This is a genomic window from Lawsonibacter faecis (genome assembly GCF_014287675.1).
Taxonomy (GTDB): domain Bacteria; phylum Bacillota; class Clostridia; order Oscillospirales; family Oscillospiraceae; genus Pseudoflavonifractor; species Pseudoflavonifractor faecis.
Genome location: NZ_JACOPQ010000002.1, coordinates 108,873 through 130,360 on the forward strand (window position 1 = coordinate 108,873; position 21,488 = coordinate 130,360).

The 21,488-nt window shown below is 63.9% G+C and carries 22 protein-coding genes; 6 read left to right on the forward strand and 16 right to left on the reverse strand.

The features are described from left to right. Positions 1-36 precede the first annotated feature (36 nt). The 4 genes from H8S62_RS02640 (at position 37) to H8S62_RS02655 (ending at position 4,477) form a co-directional block, all read left to right on the forward strand. On the forward strand, positions 37-702 hold the full coding sequence (locus tag H8S62_RS02640) for a response regulator transcription factor (protein ID WP_186918386.1): 666 nt from the start codon (positions 37-39) through the stop codon (positions 700-702). Then, complete coding sequence (locus H8S62_RS02645; protein ID WP_186918387.1) at positions 699-1,709, forward strand: sensor histidine kinase; 1,011 nt, start codon at positions 699-701, stop codon at positions 1,707-1,709. The genes H8S62_RS02640 and H8S62_RS02645 overlap by 4 nt, the downstream gene beginning before the upstream one ends. A 76-nt stretch (positions 1,710-1,785) precedes the next feature. Further along, positions 1,786-2,544: an ABC transporter ATP-binding protein gene (locus tag H8S62_RS02650; protein ID WP_155152907.1), complete on the forward strand. Its 759-nt coding sequence runs from the start codon at positions 1,786-1,788 to the stop codon at positions 2,542-2,544. Further along, positions 2,531-4,477, forward strand: a complete 1,947-nt coding sequence (locus tag H8S62_RS02655; protein ID WP_186918388.1) for an FtsX-like permease family protein — start codon at positions 2,531-2,533, stop codon at positions 4,475-4,477. The genes H8S62_RS02650 and H8S62_RS02655 overlap by 14 nt, the downstream gene beginning before the upstream one ends. A 94-nt stretch (positions 4,478-4,571) precedes the next feature. On the opposite strand, the gene H8S62_RS02660 is transcribed toward H8S62_RS02655, so the two are convergent. The 4 genes from H8S62_RS02660 to H8S62_RS02675 form a co-directional block, all read right to left on the reverse strand. Continuing rightward, the gene (locus tag H8S62_RS02660; RefSeq protein WP_155146336.1) at positions 4,572-6,353 is read right to left on the reverse strand and encodes an ABC-F family ATP-binding cassette domain-containing protein; all 1,782 of its coding nucleotides are present in this window, start codon (positions 6,351-6,353) and stop codon (positions 4,572-4,574) included. Positions 6,354-6,783: 430 nt separating this feature from the next. Then, the gene (tsf, locus tag H8S62_RS02665; protein WP_155146335.1) at positions 6,784-7,698 is read right to left on the reverse strand and encodes a translation elongation factor Ts; all 915 of its coding nucleotides are present in this window, start codon (positions 7,696-7,698) and stop codon (positions 6,784-6,786) included. A gap of 152 nt (positions 7,699-7,850) precedes the next feature. Then, positions 7,851-8,570, reverse strand: coding sequence for a 30S ribosomal protein S2 (rpsB, locus tag H8S62_RS02670; RefSeq protein ID WP_186918389.1), 720 nt, complete (start codon positions 8,568-8,570; stop codon positions 7,851-7,853). A 211-nt stretch (positions 8,571-8,781) separates the two neighbouring features. Next, positions 8,782-9,063, reverse strand: a complete 282-nt coding sequence (locus H8S62_RS02675) for a YlmC/YmxH family sporulation protein (protein ID WP_155146331.1) — start codon at positions 9,061-9,063, stop codon at positions 8,782-8,784. Positions 9,064-9,149: 86 nt separating this feature from the next. Between H8S62_RS02675 and H8S62_RS02680 the strand changes: the two genes are divergently transcribed. Next, a complete protein-coding gene (locus tag H8S62_RS02680) occupies positions 9,150-10,037 on the forward strand; it encodes a hypothetical protein (RefSeq protein ID WP_186918390.1) in 888 nt (295 codons plus the stop codon). A gap of 94 nt (positions 10,038-10,131) precedes the next feature. Here the strand turns inward: H8S62_RS02680 and H8S62_RS02685 are convergent, their stop codons facing one another. From H8S62_RS02685 to H8S62_RS02715, 7 genes are all read right to left on the reverse strand, one after another. Then, entirely contained in the window at positions 10,132-11,076 is a 945-nt protein-coding gene (locus H8S62_RS02685) for an L-lactate dehydrogenase (protein WP_155146325.1), read from the reverse strand. Between the two features lie 124 nt (positions 11,077-11,200). Continuing rightward, a complete protein-coding gene (sigG, locus tag H8S62_RS02690; RefSeq protein ID WP_155146323.1) occupies positions 11,201-11,971 on the reverse strand; it encodes an RNA polymerase sporulation sigma factor SigG in 771 nt (256 codons plus the stop codon). A gap of 232 nt (positions 11,972-12,203) precedes the next feature. Further along, on the reverse strand, positions 12,204-12,839 hold the full coding sequence (locus H8S62_RS02695) for an RsiV family protein (protein WP_186918391.1): 636 nt from the start codon (positions 12,837-12,839) through the stop codon (positions 12,204-12,206). A 354-nt stretch (positions 12,840-13,193) separates the two neighbouring features. Then, positions 13,194-13,916, reverse strand: coding sequence for an RNA polymerase sporulation sigma factor SigE (gene sigE, locus H8S62_RS02700; protein ID WP_155146319.1), 723 nt, complete (start codon positions 13,914-13,916; stop codon positions 13,194-13,196). Between the two features lie 27 nt (positions 13,917-13,943). Then, the gene (locus H8S62_RS02705; protein ID WP_155146317.1) at positions 13,944-14,801 is read right to left on the reverse strand and encodes a sigma-E processing peptidase SpoIIGA; all 858 of its coding nucleotides are present in this window, start codon (positions 14,799-14,801) and stop codon (positions 13,944-13,946) included. A 314-nt stretch (positions 14,802-15,115) separates the two neighbouring features. Next, positions 15,116-16,183, reverse strand: coding sequence for a histidinol-phosphate transaminase (hisC, locus tag H8S62_RS02710; protein ID WP_186918392.1), 1,068 nt, complete (start codon positions 16,181-16,183; stop codon positions 15,116-15,118). Beyond that, a complete protein-coding gene (locus H8S62_RS02715) occupies positions 16,180-16,374 on the reverse strand; it encodes a DUF951 domain-containing protein (protein WP_155146313.1) in 195 nt (64 codons plus the stop codon). The genes hisC and H8S62_RS02715 overlap by 4 nt, the downstream gene beginning before the upstream one ends. Before the next feature lie 167 nt (positions 16,375-16,541). Here H8S62_RS02715 and H8S62_RS02720 point away from each other — a divergent pair, with 167 nt between their 5' ends. After that, complete coding sequence (locus H8S62_RS02720; RefSeq protein WP_341481005.1) at positions 16,542-17,441, forward strand: S1 RNA-binding domain-containing protein; 900 nt, start codon at positions 16,542-16,544, stop codon at positions 17,439-17,441. Between the two features lie 150 nt (positions 17,442-17,591). Here H8S62_RS02720 and H8S62_RS02725 read toward each other — a convergent pair whose 3' ends face one another. From H8S62_RS02725 to H8S62_RS02745, 5 genes are all read right to left on the reverse strand, one after another. After that, positions 17,592-17,978 carry a DUF3795 domain-containing protein gene (locus H8S62_RS02725; RefSeq protein ID WP_155146311.1) on the reverse strand — a complete coding sequence of 129 codons (387 nt, stop codon included), beginning with the start codon at positions 17,976-17,978 and terminating at the stop codon, positions 17,592-17,594. Positions 17,979-18,003: 25 nt separating this feature from the next. Further along, positions 18,004-18,384 (reverse strand): nuclear transport factor 2-like protein, encoded by a 381-nt coding sequence (locus tag H8S62_RS02730; protein WP_186918393.1) that lies wholly within the window; start codon positions 18,382-18,384, stop codon positions 18,004-18,006. A gap of 12 nt (positions 18,385-18,396) precedes the next feature. Next, positions 18,397-19,662 carry a replication-associated recombination protein A gene (locus H8S62_RS02735; protein ID WP_186918394.1) on the reverse strand — a complete coding sequence of 422 codons (1,266 nt, stop codon included), beginning with the start codon at positions 19,660-19,662 and terminating at the stop codon, positions 18,397-18,399. 16 nt (positions 19,663-19,678) lie between these two features. After that, positions 19,679-20,059, reverse strand: a complete 381-nt coding sequence (locus H8S62_RS02740; protein ID WP_155146730.1) for a DUF2500 domain-containing protein — start codon at positions 20,057-20,059, stop codon at positions 19,679-19,681. Between the two features lie 112 nt (positions 20,060-20,171). Next, positions 20,172-21,428: a metallophosphoesterase gene (locus H8S62_RS02745; RefSeq protein WP_186918395.1), complete on the reverse strand. Its 1,257-nt coding sequence runs from the start codon at positions 21,426-21,428 to the stop codon at positions 20,172-20,174. Positions 21,429-21,488: the final 60 nt, after the last annotated feature.

Sequence of the window (21,488 nt, forward strand, 5' to 3'; positions counted from 1 at the left end):
CCCTCAGCGGGCAACGAGCAAAAAGGGGTGCGCCATATGCAGAAAATTATGATTATCGAGGACGACCCGGTCATCCGGGACGAGCTCTCCCTCCTTCTGGGCAACGAGGGCTACCAGTCCCTGCCGGTGGACGTCTTCACCGCCGTGCCCGAGCAGGTCGGGCGGGCCGGGCCGGACCTGATCCTCCTCGATCTGGGTCTGCCCGGCCGGGACGGCTTCTCCCTGTGCGCGGACATCCACAAGCTCTCCGCCGCGCCCGTCATCTTCGTCACCAGCCGGGATTCCGCGCTGGATGAGCTGCGGGCCCTGAGCCTGGGCGGGGACGACTATATCACCAAGCCCTACAATATCCCCGTGCTGCTGGCCCGGATCAGGGCCGTGCTCCGGCGCAGCGGCGGCGCGGCCGATCCGGACACGCTGGAGTGGGGCGGCCTGCGCCTCAATCTGACGAAGGGCGCCGCGTCCGCAGGGGGCCGGACGGCGGAGCTGACCCGCAACGAGCTTAAAATCCTGGCCTATCTGATGGGCCGGCCCGGCGAGATCGTCTCCAGGGAGGATCTGATCGATGCCCTCTGGGACAGCCGGATTTACATCGACGACAACACCCTCAGCGTCAACATGACCCGGCTGCGGGGAAAGCTGGAGTCGCTGGGCCTGCCGGGCTATATCAAGACCCGCCGGGGAATGGGGTATCAGCTATGACTTTCGGCGCGTTCCTTTCCGACCGCCTGGGCGCTCTGGTCCTCCGGACGGCCTGCGCGGCGGCCGCCGCCGCCTTTCTGCTGGCCACGGGCACGTCCCCCGGCGTGCTGACCATCGTCCTCATCGCCTGGCTTTTCGTCGCTGCCGGAGCGCTGGCCGCGGACTATTTCAGATGCCGCGCCCACCTGGAGGAGCTGGAGGCCATCATGGACGGCCTCGACCAGAAGCACCTGTTCGCCGAGTGTGCGCCCAAGCCCCGCACCGCCTACGAGCGCAGGCTCCTCGCCCTGATGCGCCGCTCCGGCAGGGCGATGATCGGCGCGGTGTCCGACGCCCAGGCCTCCCAGCGGGAATACCGGGAGTACATCGAGAGCTGGGTCCATGAGATCAAGACGCCTATGACAGCGGCGCAGCTTCTCTGCCGCGGGACCGAGGCCGAAACCCGGCGCAAGCTCTCCCGGGAGCTTGCGCAGATTGGAAACCACGTGGAGCGGGCCCTCTTCTACGCCCGGACGGAGAGCCCGGAAAAGGACTTCGTCATCCGCCGGACCACCCTGGCGGACATTGCCGCCCAGGCCATCGGTCACCACCGGACCCTCCTGATTCAGAGCGGCGTGCGCATTGAGACCGAGGGGCTGGACTGCGCCGTCTATACGGACGAAAAGTGGGCCGCCTTCCTGCTGGGCCAGCTCCTGCAGAACGCGGTGCGCTACCGGGGCGCGTCCCCGGTCCTCTCCCTGTCCGCCCGGCTCCTGGGCCGCCAGGTGCAGCTCACGGTCAGCGACAACGGCATCGGCATCCCCGCCCACGAGCTGCCCAGGGTCTTTGACCGGGGCTTCACGGGCAGCAACGGCCGCGCCCGGGGCGGCTCCACCGGCATCGGCCTGTACCTCTGCCGGAGGCTGGCCGGCTTTCTGGAGATCGATCTGCGCATTAAATCAGAGGAGGGCCGGGGGACCGCCGTGCTTCTCACCTTCCCCGCGGGGGAAACTCTTTCAAAAGTGTAAGATAAGGCGATATGAATTCGATACAAACGCCTCCGCTTTTGATGTACACTCGTACCACAAGCAAGGAGGCATCAGTATGCTGCATGTACAAAACATTGAGAAGTACTACGGGAGCAGGAACAACGTCACCAAGGCCCTGGACCGCATCAGCTTCACCGTGGAGGACGGCGAGTTCATCGCCATTATGGGCGCGTCGGGCAGCGGCAAGACCACGCTTCTCAACTGCATCTCCACCATCGACGCCGTCAGCGCGGGCAGTATCCTGCTGGACGGCGAGAGCATCGCCGAGCTCCCCCAGAGCGAGCTGGCCCGCTTCCGCCGGGAGCGGCTCGGCTTCGTCTTTCAGGACTTCAATCTGCTGGACACCCTGACCCTGGAGGAGAATATCGGCCTGGCCCTCACCATCAACCACGCGGATTCCCACACCGTGCAGGAAAAAGTGCGGGACGTGGCGCGGCAGCTGGGCATCGAGGGGGAGCTTGCAAAGTTTCCCTATCAGGTCTCGGGCGGCCAGAAGCAGCGGGCGGCCTGCGCCCGGGCGATGGTGGCCGGGCAGTCCCTGATCCTGGCCGACGAGCCCACCGGAGCCCTGGACTCCAAGGCCTCCAAGAATCTGCTGGAGATCATGACCCGGATGAACCGGGACATGGCCGCCACCATCCTCATGGTCACCCACGACGCCTACAGCGCCAGCTACGCCTCACGGGTCCTCTTTCTGAAGGACGGACGGCTCTTTAATGAGCTTATCCGGGGCGGGCGCACCCGGCCGGTCTTCTACCACGAGATTTTGGATGTACTGGCCCTGCTGGGGGGTGATGTGAGTGACGTTATCTAAGCTCTCCATGCGCAACGCCCGGCGGCAGGCCCAGGATTATCTGGTCTACTTCGTCACCATCGTCATGGCCGCCGCCCTGGTCTATGCGTTCAACGGCCTTGTGTTCTCCCAGGAGCTGCTCGCCCTGTCCAGCATGATGGAGGCCATGCCTGTCGTTATCGTCCTGGCCAGCATCCTGGTGGTGTGCATCATCGGCTGGCTGGTCCAGTACACCACCGGCTTCATGCTCTCCCGGCGCAGCCGGGAGCTGGGCACCTATATCCTGATCGGCCTGGAGAACAGGCAGGTCGCCCGGCTCTTCTTCCTGGAGAATCTGGCCGTGGGCGGCGTCGCCCTGGTGCTGGGGACCCTGGCGGGCAATCTGCTCTTTCAGGCCCTGCGCGCCGTCACCCTCTCGCTCTTCCATGTCCCCTATACCTTCAGCTTCTCCTTTTCCTTGGGGGCCTTGGGGCTGACCCTGCTCTATTTCGCGCTCATCTACCTCTTCGCCCTCTTCAGGTGCCGCAGACGGATTCACACCATGAAAATCTGCGACCTCATCAATTTCGACCGGCAGAACGAGGACGAGGTCATCAAAAAAGGCAGAAGCCGCAAGCGGACCTTTGTGGTCTCCATCGTCTTCGGCGTGCTGGGCACCACCCTGCTGCTTATGGGCAATCTCCTCACAGGCCTTGTCGGCGCGGCCTTCATCATTGTTTTCCTATATGGTTTCTTCCTAAGCTTTTCCTCCGGCGTGCCCGCCTACTACGAAAAGCGGCCCGGGAAAAAGTACAGCGGCTGTCAGCTGCTGATTTTCCGCTCCCTCTCGGCCAAGCTGGGCACCATGGGCGTAGTGATGGCCACCATCGCCCTGCTCTTTACCGCCACGCTGATCTCCGAGGGCTCCGGCATGCTCTTCAACGCCATGTTTGAAAGCCGCTCCGGGCAGACCACCTGCTATGACCTCTTCATCGGCTCCGGCAGTCAGGACGAGGGACGCTTTGACGGCTACCTGGAGTATATCGACGCCCATATCCCCGTCCGCGAGGCCCGGCAGTACCGGATTTATCAGGGCGAGAACCTGCAGCTGACCGAGTATGTCAAGGCGAACGCCAACGTCTACACCGACTACGACTACGATACCCTGATGAGGGCCGGCGACTACGCCGCCCTGCGCGCCATGCTGGGCTACCCGGCGGTGACCCTGGAGCCGGGGCAGTATCTCATCCACTGTATGAGCTATCTGGACGGCCTGCTGACCGGCTACGACCGGCCGATTACCGTGGCGGGACAAACGCTGAAGCCCGGCGGCGTCCGCTCCGAGAGCTTCACCCAGTACCTCTGGGACGGCAACGGCCGGGGCTTCATCCTGGTGGTGCCCGACGAGCTGGCCGAGGCCCGCCCCGTCAGCCACAGCATCTACGCCGCCATGACGCAGGCCCCCGTGCCCGAGGCCGACTATCACGCTCTGCGCGCCATCCGGGATGAGCAGGATACCCGCGGCGGGTGGTACGATACCATTTTTTCCAAGGCGGCCGTCCAGGCCGAGCAGGCCTCCAGCTATGCGATGATCGTCTTCCCGCTCTACTACCTGGCCCTGGTGCTCACCATGGTCTCCGCCACCATCCTGACCATCCACCAGCTCAGCGAGGCCGGCCGCTTCCGCAGGCAGTTCGGACTGCTGGGCAAGCTGGGTATGGAGGCGCGGGAGATGAAGCGGGTCCTGCGCCGGCAGTTTGCCATCTACTATACCATGCCCGCCGTGCCGCCCCTGCTCATCAGCGTGCCCTTCCTCGCGGCGCTGGGCGGCGCTTTCGACCCCGGCTCCCTGTCCGGCCCCGGACAGCGCTGGGCCATTGTCGGCGCCACGCTGGGGGTGTTTTTCTTCATCTACCTCATCTATATTCTCATGGCATATACCAGCCTGAAGCGCAGCGTGCTGCCGGCAGAGTAAAGGAAGCGCCCTGAAATCCTCGGATTTCAGGGCGCTTGAGCTTTTCCTGCTCCTGTTTATCAAACCGAACCTTAACGGGCGTGACGGCGGGGGCTTACCCCTGCCTCTCTATCTGCTCCGCCAGATCGTTCAGGTAGACCCAGCGCTCCATCTTCTCCTCCAGCGCGCGCTCCAGCTCCGCCTGCCGGTCCTGAAGTGCCTGGAGCGCCAGATAGTCGCTGGCCTTCTCCTCCTGCCCGCCCCTCACGGCGGCGATCTCTTCCTCCAGCGCGGCGATCTCATCATCGATGGTCTCGTACTCCCGCTGCTCCTTGTAGCTGAATTTCAGCTTTCTCAGGCCGGCGGGCCTCTCCTGCCTCTTCCCGGCCGGCGCCCTGGGGCTCTTTTCCCGCTCCGCGGCCCGCCGTGCCTCCAGATACTCGCTGTACCCGCCGGGGTAGGCGGCCACCCGGCCCTCCTCCTCCACGGCGAAAACCCGGCGTACCACCTTGTCAAGAAAGAAGCGGTCGTGGGAGACGGCGATGACCGCTCCGGGGAAGGTCTCCAGATAATCCTCCAGAATAGTGAGGGTCTGAATGTCCAGATCGTTGGTGGGCTCGTCCAGCAGCAGCACATTGGGGGCCGCCGCCAGCACCGCCATGAGAAAGAGCCGCCGCTTCTCGCCGCCGGAGAGCCTGGAGATGGGGCTGTACTGGACGTCCCCCGGAAAGAGAAACTTGTCCAGCAGCTGTGTGGCGGTCAGCGTGCCCTCGGGCGTCTCAATGTTGTTTCCGATCTCCTTCACGTAGTCGATAACCCTGGTACCGGGGTCCATGGGCGGGTTTTCCTGGCAGAAATACCCCACCCGCACGGTCTCCCCCACCATCACCGCGCCGCTGTCCGGGGCGAGCCTGCCGGCGATGAGGTTCAGGAGTGTGGACTTGCCGCTGCCGTTCCGGCCCACGATGCCGATGCGGTCGTCTCTCAGGAGCATACAGTCGAAGTCCCGCAGAACCGTCCGTCCGCCGAAGGCCTTGCCCACGCCCGCAAGCTCAATGGTCTTTTTCCCCAGGCGGCTGGAGATGGCTGAGAGCTCCAGCTCCGTCTTCTGGGCGGGCCCCTCCCGGTTCTTGAGGGCCTCATAGCGCTCCAGACGCTCCCGACTCTTGGTGCCCCGGGCGGTGGGGCCCTGCATCACCCACTGGTACTCCCGCCGCAGGATGGACTGCCGCTTGCGCTCGCTGGCCTGGGCCATCTCCTCCCGCTCCGCCTTGAGCTTGAGGTACTTGTCGTAGTTTCCCTCATAGAAATGGAGGCTTCCCCCCTCCACCTCCACCATCCGGTTCACCACCCGCTCCAGAAAGTAGCGGTCGTGGGTGACCATCACCAGCGCTCCCCGGTACTGGCGCAGATAGTCCTCCAGCCAGAGGACCATCTCGCTGTCCAGGTGGTTGGTGGGCTCGTCCAGGATGAGCACGTCGCAGGGGTGGACCAGGGCGGAGGCCATGGCCACCCGCTTGCGCTGGCCGCCGGAGAGCTCGCCCACCGCCTGGTCAAAGCGGGAAACTCCCAGGCGGGTCAGTATGGTCTTGGCCTCGTACTCGGCCAGCTCCCTGGCCTCGGGGGACAGCCCGGCGAAGACCTGCTCCAGCACGGTGCGCCTCCCCTCGAAAACCGGATTCTGGGGCAGGTACTCCAGCCTGACGTTGGGGTCCCGGGCGACGGTTCCGCCGTCCGGCTCCTCCGTCCCGGCCAGGATGCGCAGAAGCGTGGATTTCCCGGCGCCGTTGACGCCGATAACCCCCAGCTTCTCCCCCGTATTCAGGTAGAGGTCCGCACCGTCCAGCAGGACCCGGGTACCGTAGGCTTTGGTGATGTTCTCTGCGGATAAGAGCATAACTGGTTCCTCACTTTAACATGCGATTGGAACCAGTATACACGAAATTGGGGTAAATGGGAAGCGGCTTCGGCAAGAATCCGTGGCGCGCCCGCCCCTCCTCATCCTCTTTTTGGGGCCGCCAGTGGTTTGCAGAATACAAAAACGCCCGGAGGTACGGCCTCCGGGCGCTGCGTTCTCTTACTTTCCGAGCTGCTTGGCAATCTCCTCGGCAAAGTTCTCCTGCTTCTTCCCGATGCCCTCGCGCCCCGCCCGGCAAAGGCCGGGCGGGGACCCCCTCATTTTATCTGCACGGACGGAATCAATCCGTCCGGCATCAAGGTTTTGGCCCTGCGTGAGAGGGCCAAAACGCTTGGCGCGCCCCCCGGGCGCGCTGAAGGGCGAGGGCATAAAAATGCCCGGAGGCCGTACCTCCGGGCGCTGCGTTCTCTTACTTTCCCAGCTGCTTGGCAATCTCCTCGGCGAAGTTCTCCTGCTTCTTCTCGATGCCCTCGCCCTTCTCGAAACGGGAGGCGGCCTTCAGGGTGACGGCGCCGCCCAGAGCCTTGGCGGAGTTCTGGATATACTGCTCCACGGAGACGGAGCCGTCCTTCACAAACTCCTGCTGCAGCAGGCAGTTCTCCTTGTAGAACTTACCCAGCTTGCCGGCCACGATGCCCTCCTTGACCTTCTCGGGCTTGGCGGCCATCTTGGGGTCGTTCTCCATCTGGACAAGCATAATCTTCTTCTCCTCGTCCAGCACGTCCTGGCTGACCTCGCTCTTGTCGAGGAAGCGGGGATTCAGGGCGGCGATCTGCATGGCCACGTCCTTGCCGATCTCAGTGACGTCGATATCGCCGGTCACTTCCAGATTCACCAGCACGCCGATCTTGCCGCCGGCGTGGATATAGGGCACGCTGACGCCCTCGGTGTAGAACGCAAAGCGGCGGACCTTGATGTTCTCGCCGATGACCAGGACCATCTCCTGCTGCTGCTCGGTGACGGTCAGGTCGGTGCCGGCGTACTTGCAGGCCATGAGGGCCTCCAGGTCGGCGGGCTTATTGGCGGCCACGGTGGCGGCCACACCCTTGACGAAGTCCACGAACTTCTCGTTCTTGGCGACGAAATCGGTCTCGGCGTTGACCTCGACCACCACGCCCACGCCGTCCACGACGGCTGCGTAAGCCATACCCTCGGCGGCGATGCGGCCGGCCTTTTTCTGAGAGGCGGCCAGGCCCTTCTCACGCAGGTACTCGACAGCCTTGTTCATGTCGCCGTCGGTCTCGGTGAGCGCCTTTTTACAGTCCATCATGCCCACGCCGGTCATCTCGCGCAGGGCCTGTACGTCTTTCGCAGTGAAAGCCATCATTAATTCCTCCTAAAATCATTTCGGATCGCCTCTTGGGCGCCCCTGTCGGGGCGCCGCCCGCCTGCCGGCGGACAGAGGGGTCCATACTTCCTAATATTAAATGAGAGCGTCCGCCCGCGCGGGCGGGCGCTCCCATGCTCGTTGCTCAATTACTCGGCTGCCTTCTCGGCCTCTTCAGGAGCATCCTGGCCCTGACGGCCCTCCTGGATGGCGTTGGCCATCACGCCGGAGATCAGCTTGATGGCGCGGATGGCGTCGTCGTTGCCGGGGATCACGTAGTCGATCTCGTCGGGATCGCAGTTGGTGTCCACGATGGCCACGATGGGAATGTGCAGCTTACGGGCCTCGTTGATGGCGTTGCGCTCCTTGCGGGGGTCCACGACGAACAGGGCGCCGGGGAGCTTGCGCATCTCGGTGACGCCGCCCAGGTACTTCTCCAGCTTGGCGATCTCGCCCAGGTGCTTGATGACTTCCTTCTTGGGGAGCATATCGAAGGTGCCGTCCTCCTGCATCTTCTTGAGCTGGTTGAGACGGTCCACGCGGCCGCGCATGGTCTTGAAGTTGGTGAGCATACCGCCCAGCCAGCGGGCGTTGACATAGTACATGCCGCAGCGGCCGGCCTCTTCCTTGATGGCCTCCTGGGCCTGCTTCTTGGTGCCGACGAAGAGCAGGGTCTGGCCGCTCTGGGACAGATCGCGGACGAAGTTATAGGCTTCCTCCAGCTTCTTCACGGTCTTCTGCAGGTCGATGATATAGATGCCGTTGCGCTCGGTGTAAATATAGGTGGCCATCTTGGGGTTCCAGCGGCGGGTCTGGTGACCGAAGTGGACGCCCGCCTCGAGAAGCTGCTTCATGGATACGACTGCCATAGTGTAATTTCCTCCTTTTTCATTATTACCGCCACGCGCCTCATCTGAGCCGGTCCATCTCCTTTTTAAAGGAGACACGGGACCCCCATCCGTGCGTGTGTGTAATACCGCGCTTTCGCACAGCTATGGTATTTTATCACAGGCTTCCGGCCATTGCAAGCATTTTTTCCATTTTGAGCGGTAAAAATACCCCTTTTTATGGCCGCCCCCATCACGCCTCCCGCCGCCTGCGGCGCTCCGCCCGCCGGACCTGGGCTGCGTCGGCCTCCACCAGGATGATGTCCTCTCCGAAGCGGCGCACCGACTCCCAGGGAAAGATGCGGTCCTCCTCCCTGCCCAGCAGTCCGAAGAGCCGCAGCCGCCCCGGCACCACCAGCGCCGTAACCCTGCCGCTCTCCAGGTCCACCTCCACATCGCCCACGTACCCGAACCGGCAGCCGTCGGACACATTGATGATCTCTTTGCACCGCAGATCGGCGATCCTGCTCTCCATAACAGATTCCCCCATTTTCAAATCAGACTTTCTGGTGTATAATCCTATGATACCAAAAACTCGTCCTATGAGAGGCGGCGGTCCCTGTGTCCCAGCAAGTAAAGAAAAAACGGCGGCGATGGCTCTGGGCGGCGGTCCCTGCCGCACTCATCCTGCTCTTCTTCGGCGTCAACCTCCTGCTCCAGACCTTCTGGGCCCACCGCGCGCCCTACTTCGCCCCCGACTATCCCCGGGTGGATCTGGCCCCCATCCTGGCCCAAGAGACCCTGACGGAGACCGATTACGACTCGCTCTTCCTCCAGACCGGCCTGGCCCGGCCCGCTGTGGACGACCTGCTGGCGGCGGGTCCCGCCTTCGCTCTGGAGCGGCTGACCGAGACCCAGAACGGCTTCTTCGCCCCCATCACGCCCCAGTGCGTCACCCTCATCGGCGGGCGCTTTACCTGTGAGGACCGGCTCCGCGACGGGGAGGGGAACGCCGTATACTCCGTCCCCCTGGCCCCTCTGCAGGCGGGGGATATCATTCTCACCTTCTCCACCCACACCTTCGGCTGGCGGCACGGCCACGCCGGCCTGGTGGTGAGCCCCGAGCTGGGCGTGACGGTGGAGGCGGTGGTCATGGGCAGCGACAGCGCCCAGATGGACGCCCAGCACTGGCGGACCTACTCCAACTTCATGGTCCTGCGGGTGAAGGACGCCGGCGACAGGGAGCGGCGCGATGTGGCCCGGTACGCCCTGGACCACCTGGACGGCATCCCCTACAGCCTGCTGGCGGGCATTTTCGGCGCCAAGGCCCCGGACGACGACCGCTCCCTCACCGCCCAGTGCGCCTACCTCCCCTGGTACGCCTGGCAGTCCGCAGGCGTGGACCTGGACTGCGACGGCGGGCGCATCGTCACGGTGCTGGACCTGGCGGAGAGCCCCCTTCTGGAAGTCGTACAGGTCTACGGCATCGATCCGCGGGACCTGCTGTAAAAACGCGCCCCTGTTTCCCAGCCGCAAAGCAGGTGCCTTTGACAAGCTGAAACGCCGGCCCGGACTCTCGTCCGGGCCGGCGTTTCAGATACCTCTATATATCCAGGCCTCCAATGACCTCTTTCAGCGTCCCGGCGGAGTGGAGAAGCTTCTCCTCCTCCTCGGGCGAGAGCTGGATATCCAGTACGGTCTCCACGCCCTTCCGCCCCACCAGCGCGGGGATGCTCATGCAGATGTCGTTGAGGCCGTACTCCCCGTGGAGGATGCTGGACACCGGCAGCACCGAGTGCTCGTCCCGGACGATGGCGTAGGCGATGCGGCGGATGGCCATGGCCACGCCGTAGTAGGTCGCGCCCTTCCGGCTGATGATCTCATAGGCGCTGTCCCGGACCTCCTCATAGAGCGCGTGGTCCGCCGCCGCGTGGTCGTAGTGGCCCCGCAGCTCACAGAAGTGGTCGATGGGCACACCGGAGATATTGGCGCTGCTCCAGACCGCCAGCTCGCTGTCCCCGTGCTCGCCGATGATGAAGGCGTGGACGCTGCGGCTGTCCACCTGCAGATGCTCCCCCAGCACGTACTTGAGCCGGGCGGTGTCCAGCACCGTGCCGGAGCCCAGCACCCGGTGCTCCGGGTAGCCCGAGAGCTTGAGGGTCACGTAGGTGAGGATATCCACCGGGTTGGAGACCACCAGCAGAATGGCCTCCCTGTTCCGCTTCGCAATCTCCGGGATGATGCTCCTGAATATCGCCACGTTCTTATGGACCAGATCCAGCCGGGTCTCCCCCGGCTTCTGGCCCGCCCCGGCGGTGATGATAATGAGAGCGCAGTCGGAGATATCGTCGTAATTACCCGCCCTGATTTTCATGGGCCGGGCGAAGGGCAGCCCGTGGGAGAGGTCCATGGCCTCGCCCTCCGCCCGGGCCTGATTAGCGTCAATGAGCACCAGCTCGGAAAAAATGCCGGTCTGCATCAGGCTGAACGCCGCGCTGGAGCCGACAAAGCCGCAGCCGATGATTGCCGCTTTCTGTAAACTGACCATAATAGGACCTCCTGTCCGGGTGGCACCGGTTCGGTTTGCTTTCTCTAACCGTCTCTATAGTATACCTTTTCACTATGAATTGCAATCAGAAATCTGCACAAAACCGAGCGTCCCATTTCCATCCCTACAAATTTTTCTTGATTTGCGTAATGGCGTTCTTCTCCAGCCTGGACACCTGGGCCTGGGAGATGCCCACCTCCGCCGAGACCTCCATCTGGGTTCTGCCCTCAAAAAAGCGCAGATTCAGGATGTGCCGCTCCCGCTCGGTGAGCCGGGCGATGGCCTCCTTGAGGGCGATGTGCTCCAGCCAGCTCTCGTCGGTGTTCTTGCTGTCCTTCACTTGGTCCATCACGCAGATGGTGTCCCCGCCGTCGGAGTATACCGGCTCGTAGAGGCTCACCGGGTCCATGATCGCGTCCAGGGCGAAGACCACGTCCTCCCGCTTGATCTCCAGCATCCTGGCGATCTCCTCCACGGTGGGCTCCTTCTGGTGTTCGGCCATATACTTCTCCTTGGCCTGGAGCACCTTGTAGGCCGTGTCCCGCATGGAACGGGAGACCCGCATGGAGCTGTTGTCCCGGAGATAGCGGCGGATTTCACCGATGATCATGGGCACGCCGTAGGTGGAGAATCGCACGTCCAGCTCGGTATTGAAGTTGTCGATGGCCTTGATGAGGCCGATGCACCCCACCTGGAAGAGGTCGTCCACGTTCTCGCCCCGGTTGGTAAACTTCTGAATGACCGACAGCACCAGCCGGAGGTTGCCGGCAATCAGCTGTTCCCGGGCGTCCATGTCCCCGGTCTTGGTCCTTTTGAGCAGCTCCGTGGTCTCGTCATTTTTGAGCACTTTTAATTTGGAGGTATTCACCCCGCAAATCTCTACCTTGCCCTGCAATACGCTGCACCCCCGCCATTAAATACTGTGCTTACAGTATTTCCTCGGCGAAGTGCTTCATACGGTGCATACCTGGGGTATATTTTTTATCGTGGGACCGTTTTCGATTGATTTTCTCATAATAGAGGGGCGCAAGGGAAATCCCTTGCGCCCCTCAGCCCGCCCCGCCCAGCCGTTCTGCCAGGGGCGGCTTGCGGCGGGCCCTTGGCAGAACGCGGTACTCCGTCGCCTCTTATTCCACCACCCGTTCCAATATCTCCGGCTTCAACAGCCCAGCCGCCTTCTCATAGGGGACAAGCACGATGACCTCCCCCACGCACATGGCGGCGGTCAGGCCGACGGGAAACGCGAACCCAAGGCCGTTGGGCGTCAGCATAAAGCTTTGAAACGACTCCGCGCCCATCTCCTCCGCGACGGCAAAGCCGAAAAAGAGATTCTCGCTGTCGGCAATGCGCTCAAAGCCTTCGCCGTTCCCCGCCGCGCGGCTGAGTCCCTCCTCCGCCAGCAGCTCCGCCAGCGCAGGGACCCAGACCTCCTCCTCTCCCGCAAAGAGGTCCTCCAAGCCCAGCATCTCCCCCGTCTCGGCGTCGAAGGTCTCGATCACCGGGGCATAAAAGACCCGGCTGCCAATATCCGGCCTGGTCAATATCACCTGATAAAAGCCGTTCCAGAGGTACTCGTCCTTCATGATCAGCCCGGTCCCGAAGCGGTCGATATAACTTGAGCCGTCCCAGGCCGCATATTCCTCCTGGTACGCCCACTCCTCTTTTAAAAGGCGGTCGTACACCTCGCGGTAATGCCGGTTTACCCCCGCCGCAAGGGGGTCCGCGCCTATGATACTCCAGCCATTGCCGATTTCTGGTCTCAATGCGCGTTTCACCGTCCGCGCCCCTGTAGGCCTCATAGACGTCATAGAGCCACGACAGATATATGCCACCCGAATCCACATAAGACGCATACGGATTGTCGTCCTCCTCCGCCGGCCCGTACGCGGGCGCCGTCTCCGCGTACGGCGCAGGCCCCACGCTCCCAGATTGCGCGGCGAGCGGCTCCGCCGCCTGTTTTTCCGGTTCTGACCGCCCATCACACCCGCTCAGCAGAAATAACGCCGCCAAAAGTACGCAAAAACCGCTCCTTTTCATGCCGACACCCCATTCATGACGAGTTTAGCAGAAAAAGCGCTGCTTTTCCTCTCAAATCGGTGACAATCAGCAGTCAAGCGCTACAGCATCCTCAGTATCTCCTTTTTCAGCCGGGAGATGATGCGCTTTTCCAGTCTTGAAATATAGGATTGAGAGATGCCCAGCAGGTCGGCCACCTCCTTCTGGGTCTTCTCCTGCCGCCCGTCCAGGCCGAAGCGCATGGTGATGATCTGCTTCTCCCGTTCGTCCAGCTTCTCCATGGCGTTGAAGAGGAGCTGCCGGTCCACGTCGGCCTCGATGGGCTTCATCACCACGTCGTTCTCCGTGCCCAGAATGTCGGAGAGGAGCAGCTCGTTTCCGTCCCAGTCGGTGTTCAGCGGCTCGTCGAAGGAGACCTCGCTCTTGAGGGAGGAGGTCTTGCGCAGGTGCATCAATATCTCGTTTTCAATGCAGCGGGAGGCATAGGTGGCCAGCTTGATGTTTTTGGCCGGCTTGTAGGTGTTGATGGCCTTGATGAGGCCGATGGTGCCGATGGAGATGAGGTCCTCGATGTTGATCCCCGTATTTTCAAACCGGCGGGCGATATAGACCACCAGCCGGAGGTTGCGCTCAATGAGCTGGGACTTAACCGCCTCCTCCCCTTCGTCCAGGCGGCCGATGAGCTCGGCCTCCTCGTCCCGGGTGAGGGGGGGCGGCAGGGTGTCGCTGCCGCCGATGTACATAATCTTTCCCGGGAGCTTCAGCCCCAGCTTTGCCAACAGACGCTGGATACGGACGTACCAGCGCGCTTTCCAACCGTTCATTTCCATCCTCCTAATGATAGTGGTTATCTAAGCTCCGATGAGGGCGCTGTACCCCCCGCCGTCGGACAGGCGGCCCGGCGCGAGGGCCACCAGAATGCCCCCGTAGTCCTCCTCCCCCACTCTTACGCCGTCGGTCCGCAGGGCCAGGAGCATCCCGCAGTCCACCCCCACGGCCTGATACGGCAGCAGCCGCCAGCGGCCCTTTCCGGCCCCCTGTGAAAGCCGCTCCAGGGAGGCCACCGGGTCGCGCAGATCGCCCTCCCCCGGGCACTCCCCCTCCGGGAAGAGGGAGACCAGCTTCTCCCCCTCGGCCACCATTACCGGCCGGTTGGTCACCGGGTCGGTGAGGGTGTTCCCCGTGTCCACCAGCGCGGTCAGGGCGGTCCGTCTGCCGCCCAGGGTGATGACCGCGGGCACCAGCTCCCGCCGGGGGCCGCTGTGGCGGGCCGTCCGGCGGAAGACAAAGGCAATCGCCACGTAGCACGCCGCGGCGGACAGCAGAATCAGGCGCAGGTCCATGGCGGAGTAGAAGATGCCGTTTTTCAGGCTCAGCCCCCTCCCGCCCAGCAGCTCGATGGCGAAAATACCGCCGCCGAAGGCCGCCGACACGCCGAAGAACACCAGCGTGAGGCGCAGCAGGCGCCGGCTGCCCCCGAACGCGCACAGAAGCATCAGCACCGCCGCCCCCAGCTTGCACAGGGGATGGACGAGAAACCCCATGCCCGGAAAGAAGACCGCCGCCGCGTAAAAGGCCCCCAGCGCCGCCCCCAGCCCCAGCCGGAGCCGCCGGATGACCTCCCCCGCCAGCCGCGCGGACGCCAGCAGAAGAAGGTAGTTGACCACCAGGTTGAGCAGGAAGAGCGAGTCTATGTATACGACCGTCATGTCATGGCCTCTCCCCTCTCAAATCACTATTCCAAATTATACCTGTCCGGCCAATCAAAAAAGGTCTAATCCGGGATAGCGGCAAAAAGAAGCTGACAAGCTAAATAGCTTGTCAGCTTCTTTTTCTTTATTTTACGCGACACTCCATCCGCAGCCGGGTCTTCCCTACCTCGGCTATGGTTTGCCGTACCCAGTCCAGCACGCGGGGATAATCGATGGCCGTCAAGTCCTCATACCGATTGATAAGCTCCCGGCTCAGGCGGAAAATCGCCTCTGCGTCTTCCGCACCGGCGGGACGCTTCGTCCGTTCCGCCTTAAGTATACGCCCCCACCAGCTCCCCGATGACCCGGCAGAAGGTCTCCATCTCCCCGTCGGTGCCGATGGTCACGCGGAGACAGTTGTCGATGCGGGGCTTGTCCCACCAGCGCACCAGAATGCCCCGCTCCCGCAGCCCCGAGAGCAGCTCCCGGGCGGGGGCCTTGTCGTGGGAGATAAAGAGGAAGTTGGCGGCGGAGTCGTAGACCCGAAAGCCCAGCTCCTTCAGCCGGGCGGCGGCGGCGTCCCTGGTGCGGACGACCCTGGCGACGACAGCCCGGAAGTAGTCCGCGTCCCGGACGGAGGCCTCCGCCCCCGCCTGGGCCACCCGATCCAGCGTGTAGGAGTTAAAGGAGTTCTTCACGCAGTTGAGCGCGGCGATGAGGCCGGCGTTCCCCATGGCGTATCCCACCCGCAGGCCCGCCAGGCTGCGGGACTTGGACATGGTGCGCACCACTACCAGGTTTGGGTAGCCGCCGATGAGCTCCACGGCGGACTGCGCGCCGAAGTCCACATAGGCCTCGTCCACCAGGACCGCCGCCTCTGAGTTGGCCTCCAGAATCCGCCGTATGTCGCTCAGGGGGATATCCCGGCCCGTGGGGGCGTTGGGGTTGGCGATGACCACGCCGCCGCTGCCCCCCAGAAACGCCTCCACCGGCAGGCCGAAGTCCCCGTCCAGGGGGATCTCCCTGTAATCCTGGCCGAAGAGGCTGGCGTAGACCGGATAGAAGCTGTAGGTGATGTCGGGAAACAAGACGGTCCGACCCGGCGTGAAGAAGGCCTGGAAGCAGAACGCCAGCACCTCGTCGGAGCCGTTGCCCACAAAAATCTGCTCCGGGGTCAGGCCGTGAAAGGCGGCAAGCGCCTCCCGGAGGGCGGTGCACTCCGGGTCGGGGTAGCGCCGCAGCTCGGCGCCGGCCGCATCCCTGATGGCGGCCAGGGTCCCGTCGGAGGGCGGATAGGGATTTTCATTGGTGTTCAGCTTAATGAATTTGCGGTCCCTGGGCTGCTCGCCCGGGGTGTAGGGCACCATGTCCCTGATGCGGTCGCTCCAGAATTCTTTCATTCCTGGGCCCCCTCGGTCCGTATGATTTTTTTGACGCTCTTCTCCGCCTTGCTCCGGGGGAGCATCAGCTCGTGCCCGCAGCCCGTGCAGCGCAGCCGGAAGTCCATGCCCACCCGCAGCACCTGCCAGCGGGCGCTGCCGCAGGGGTGCTCCTTCTTCAGCTCCAGCACGTCCCCCACCCGAATATCCATATTTCCGCCTCCTGACCCGAAAGCCGTTTTTCCTATTATAAGTTCCGCCGACTCCGCTGTCAATTCGCAGGCGGCGATTGCATATAGTGGTCTATCAGGAAAAACAACGGATAAGACGAAAGGATTTGGTTAGTTTGATGAATACGTTTCCGCCGGAAGGTCGGTTATTGAACACCAGCGAAAACCAGGCGGCCTGCGCCACCAAGGCCGGCCTCATCCAGGCCATGGAGCGCCGGCAGGTGCTGGAGGGCCGGGTGCTCCTATGCGACGCGGACCACAACCTCATCGTCTCCATGGGGAGCTTCACCGGGGTGGTGCCCCGGGAGGAGGCCGCCATCGGCATCGACGACGGCAGCACCCGTGAGATTGCGATTCTCACAAGGGTGGGTAAGCCCATTGCCTTTACAGTTGAGCGCATAGAGAACGAGGCCGGTGACCTGCGGCCCGTCCTCTCCCGCCGCAGCGCCCAGCGCATGGCCCTGGACCATCTGCTGAACACCCTGGAGCCCGGCATGATTCTCCCGGTCACCGTGACCCACCTGGAGCCCTTCGGCGCCTTCGTGGACGTGGGCTGCGGCGTGGCCTCCATGATCGGCATCGAAAACATCTCCGTCTCCCGCATTCCCCATCCCGACTGCCGCTTCACCGTGGGCCAGGAGATTTTCGCCGCGGTGCAGGGCGTGGACCGGGAGCAGGGGCGGATTCTCCTCACCCACCGGGAGCTGCTGGGCACCTGGGCGGAGAACACCGCCCAGTTCTCCCCCGGCATGACGGTCTCCGGCTGCGTGCGGGGCATCAAGGACTACGGGGCATTCGTGGAGCTCACGCCCAACCTGTCCGGCCTTGCCGAGCTGCGGGGCGACCTGCGGGACGGGGACCGGGTCTCGGTATACATCAAGGCCATTCTCCCGGAGCGGATGAAAATCAAGCTCCTGGCCATCGACCGCCTGCCCCCGGAGGCCGCGCCGCCTGCCCTGCGGTACTTTATCACCTCCGGGCGGCTGCGCCGCTGGCACTATGCCCCCGAGGGCTGCGCAAAGACCGGCGCAGAGACCGTGTTTGAATAAGCAAGAGGTGCGGGCTTGATGCCCGCACCTCTTGCTTTCGGCTTGTCAAAGAAATGCCGAGGGGCTTCTTTGGCAGAGCGCGCCTCATGCGTATTGAAATAGCAAGTTGTCCGCCGCAGGCGCCCCTGCGGATATGAGGCGTCTGCGCCCTTACCCGGCGCTCCCCCTCCCGTGGAGAATCAGCGCTATCGTCTCCTCCTCGGTCCCGGGAGCGTCGTAGTCCCCCAGGAATCCGCCGGGATAGTGGTAGACCACGCCCGCCCTCTCATTGCGCTCCAGGCAGTCCATCAGCTTCTCCTCGCCGTACTCCCGGAGGAACCGGGCGAAAGCCCGCACCTTGGTCTTCTCCATCATTCCACCGGCGCAGGGGAACCCGGCGCATTCCCAGCAGCCCGCGTGCCCCTTCTCCCGGCCGCACCGGAAGCACCCGCACCAGTCCCTGTTCCCGCAGCCCTCCCGGCGGCAGCCGGGACACGCCCCGTCGCTGCAGATGCAGCACGCAAGCCCGCAATAACCAAAGCCCTTGGTCCGATCCATCCTGCAGCCCCTCTCTCAGTCCCGCTTATCCAATGGCGCCTCCAAGCCCCAGCTTCCGCCGCCACTCCGGCGCTTCGCCGTCGTCGCCCCAGTACTCGTCCAGCCGGGAGATGACGCCGCCTGTAAAGGTAAAAAACGATACGGCGTGGAAGGAGGCGCTGTCGTCGGCCAGCCAGACCCGAACGACGGAGATCGCCGCTTCCCCCGCAAGCTCCACCCGCTCCACCTCGCCCCGCCACTCTCCGGGGTACTCGCAGTTGGCGCGGATATACTCCTCCGCGCTGAAGCGCTCGTTGGTATTGTGCCAGAAAACCGCCGCCCCGGGGGCAAAATAAGCCCCCAGAGCCTGCCGGTCCTGGGCGGCCACATCCCGCCAGAAGGCCGTCACAAACGCCTTTGGGTCCATCCCTTCCGCCCCCTATTCGCCCTTGATCTCGTCCCAGTACCGCTTGGCGGCCTGTTCCGTCTTGTTCTCGCCGTAGCGGTAGTACTGCACGCCCACCAGCTTGTCCGGCAGGTATTGCTGCTTTACATAGTGCCCGGGGAAAGCGTGGGGGTAGAGATACCCCTGCTCCCGCTCCATCCCTGCCGAATCGGCATGGACATTCTGGAGGTGCCGGGGGATGTCCCCGGTCCTGCCCGCTTTCAGGTCGGCCATGGCGGCGAAGATGCCCTCGCAGCCGGAGTTGGACTTGGGGGCGGTGGCCATGAGAATCACCGCGTCGCCCAGGGGGATGGCCGCCTCCGGGAGGCCCAGCATATTCGCCGCGTCGATGCAGGCCTTGACGATGGGGATGATCTGCGGGTAGGCCAGCCCCACGTCCTCGCAGGCCATGACCATCATCCGGCGGCAGGCGGACATCAGGTCCCCCGCCTCCAGGAGGCGGGCCAGGTAGTGGAGGGCGGCGTCCGGGTCGGAGCCCCGGACCGACTTCTGGAGGGCGGAGACGATATCGTAGTGGTCGTCCCCCTCCCGGTCGTACCGCATGGCGGAGCGCTGGGCCACCGCCCTGGCGTCCTCCAGCGTGACAAGGATGTTCCCCTTCTCCCGCCTGCCGGAGTTGAGCAGCAGCTCCACGGCGTTCATGGCCTTGCGCACGTCGCCGCCGCAGGCGCCGGCGATCTGCTCCCGGACGCCCTCCCCGCACAGGGCCTTCTCCCCCAGCCTCGCCTCCATGAGGGAGATCCCCCGGTCCACCGCGGGCAGAATGTCCTCCGCCGTTACGCTCTTGAATTCAAACACGGTGGACCGGGAGAGGACCGCGTTGTAGACGTAAAAATAGGGGTTCTCCGTGGTGGAGGCGATGAGGGTCACGTCGCCGCTCTCAATGACCTCCAGCAGGGACTGCTGCTGCTTCTTGTTAAAGTACTGGATCTCGTCCAGATACAGCAGGATGCCGTTGGGGGCCATCATGGTGCCCACCTCGCCGATCACGTCCTTCACGTCGGAGAGGGACCCGGTGGTGGCGTTGATCCGCCGCAGGGTGCGGCCCGACTGCCTGGCGATGATGTTCGCCACCGTGGTCTTCCCCGTGCCGGAGGGTCCGTAGAAGACCAGGTTGGGGATATTCCCGCTCTCGATGATGCGCCGGAGGAGCCCCCCCTCCCCCAAAATATGCTTCTGGCCCACCACCTCGTCCAGGCAGGTGGGGCGGATTTCGTCTGCCAAAGGCCGGTATGACATGGCCTCGGCCTCCCTTCTATACGTTCTCGATGCTGCGGATGAAGCCCTGGTAGCGGGTGCCCTGGAAGGTCAGCCTCCCCTCGTCCCCCTCGGCCAGCAGCCCGTACTCCTTGCCGGAGACGCGCAGCTCCATGCGGTCGCCGCTGTCCACCTGGAAGGTGACGTAATAGCTGGTGCTGGAGTGGGACATGCCCGCGTCCCCCGCGCCGCCCATGTGGTGGGAGACGTCGGCCCGTCTGGACACCACCGTCGCGTCCACGGTGAGCAGAGGCGCGCGGTTATTGCGGCTCCACTGGCCCGCGCCCTTGACAATCACAACGATGAACATTGCGATGACAATACCGAAGATCAGGAAAAAGAAGATCGGAAACAGACTGTCCATCAGACCAAAACCCATATGGAACAAAAGAATTCCCCCTGTCATGATTTACTACAGCGGCAGTGGTGAGGGCGCAAGCACCCTCACCACTATTCTAACAGTTGTTCGATTGTTCGTAAAGACTTTCTTTTCAGCGGAAGGGGCCCAGTGTCTGTACCGGCGCGTCGTCGGACTGGTGCTCCAGAATCCAGGGCATCCAGCGGGCGTAGATGTTCTCGCCGGCGTGGGCCCGCCAGAGGGCCAGACCGGGGTCGGCCCGGAGCCGGTCCCCCTCCCGCCAGAGGGTCCGGGCCTGATAGCAGGCATAGAAGTCCAGGTAGAAGCGCTCCATCTCCGCCCTGTCGGCCTGCGCGGCGTCCATGCGCTCCGTCACCCGGGCTGCGGTGTCCTCCAGCCGCGCCCGGGCCCGGGCCCCGGACTGCTCCGCAAAGCGGAGAAGCTCCGGCTCGCTGCGGCCCGTCCGCGCCGCCCAGCCGTCCACGTCCAGAGAGGGCACGGCATAATCCGCCGTGCCGTCCGGCTGAAGGGTGATCGCCGTATAGCGGTGGGGGTAGGCCGCGGGCATATCGGTGACGGCCTCAATCAGCTTCCTCCCGTCCCGCTCCGCCTCCACCAGAAAGGAGTTGTGCCGGTGGCCGCTGAGATAGAGCGGCACGCCGTAGGAGAGGAGCAGGTCCTCCAGGGCGTCCCCGCCGTCAATATTGTAGTTGCGGCCGTCGCCGTCCACGGTATGCACCATCAGGTTGTGGTGGCTGAAGGGCACTACCATAACCCCCGCCTCCGCCGCCCGCTCCAGGCAGTCCTCCACCCAGGCCAGCGTTTCGGCGCTGACGGTTCCGGCCAGCTTGCTCTCCTTCTCCCCGTAGACGTTGCAGTCCAGCGAGAGGAGCCAGAGCCCGTCCGTCACGGGGGCCAGGTAGCTCATGGACCCGCCGTCGGCGGAGAGGGCCTCCGCCCAGCCGAACGCGCCGTACAGCCGCTTCAGGGTCCCGGGCGGCACGCTGCGGTCCATGTCGTGGTTGCCCATGGTGACGAAGATATTCACCCCCGCCGCCTCCGCCGCCCCCAGGCGGGCGGAGAGTGCCTCGTGCTCCTCCAGCGTGCCGCCGTTGGTCAGATCGCCGCAGAGCACCAGGGCGGCGGGCTTATCCCGGGCCGCAGCGTCCATAAGGGCGTCGATGATTTCCTCCAGCCACACCATCTCCGGCAGCAGGTCGTTCCCCGCAGCCTGAGCGCGCGGCTGCCAGTGCAGGTCGGAGGAGACGTAGAGCGTCACCGGCTGCTCCGGCCAGCACAGCGGCGGCGCGTCCTCTCCCGTCGCCCGGGCGGCGCACCCGGAGAGCAGCGCGAGCGCAAGCACAAGCGCCGCCGGCAGTCCCTTTTTCATTGCCCCTCCCCCCTCATTATGAACATAATAGCAGAGGCGGAAAATAAATGCAACTAATTC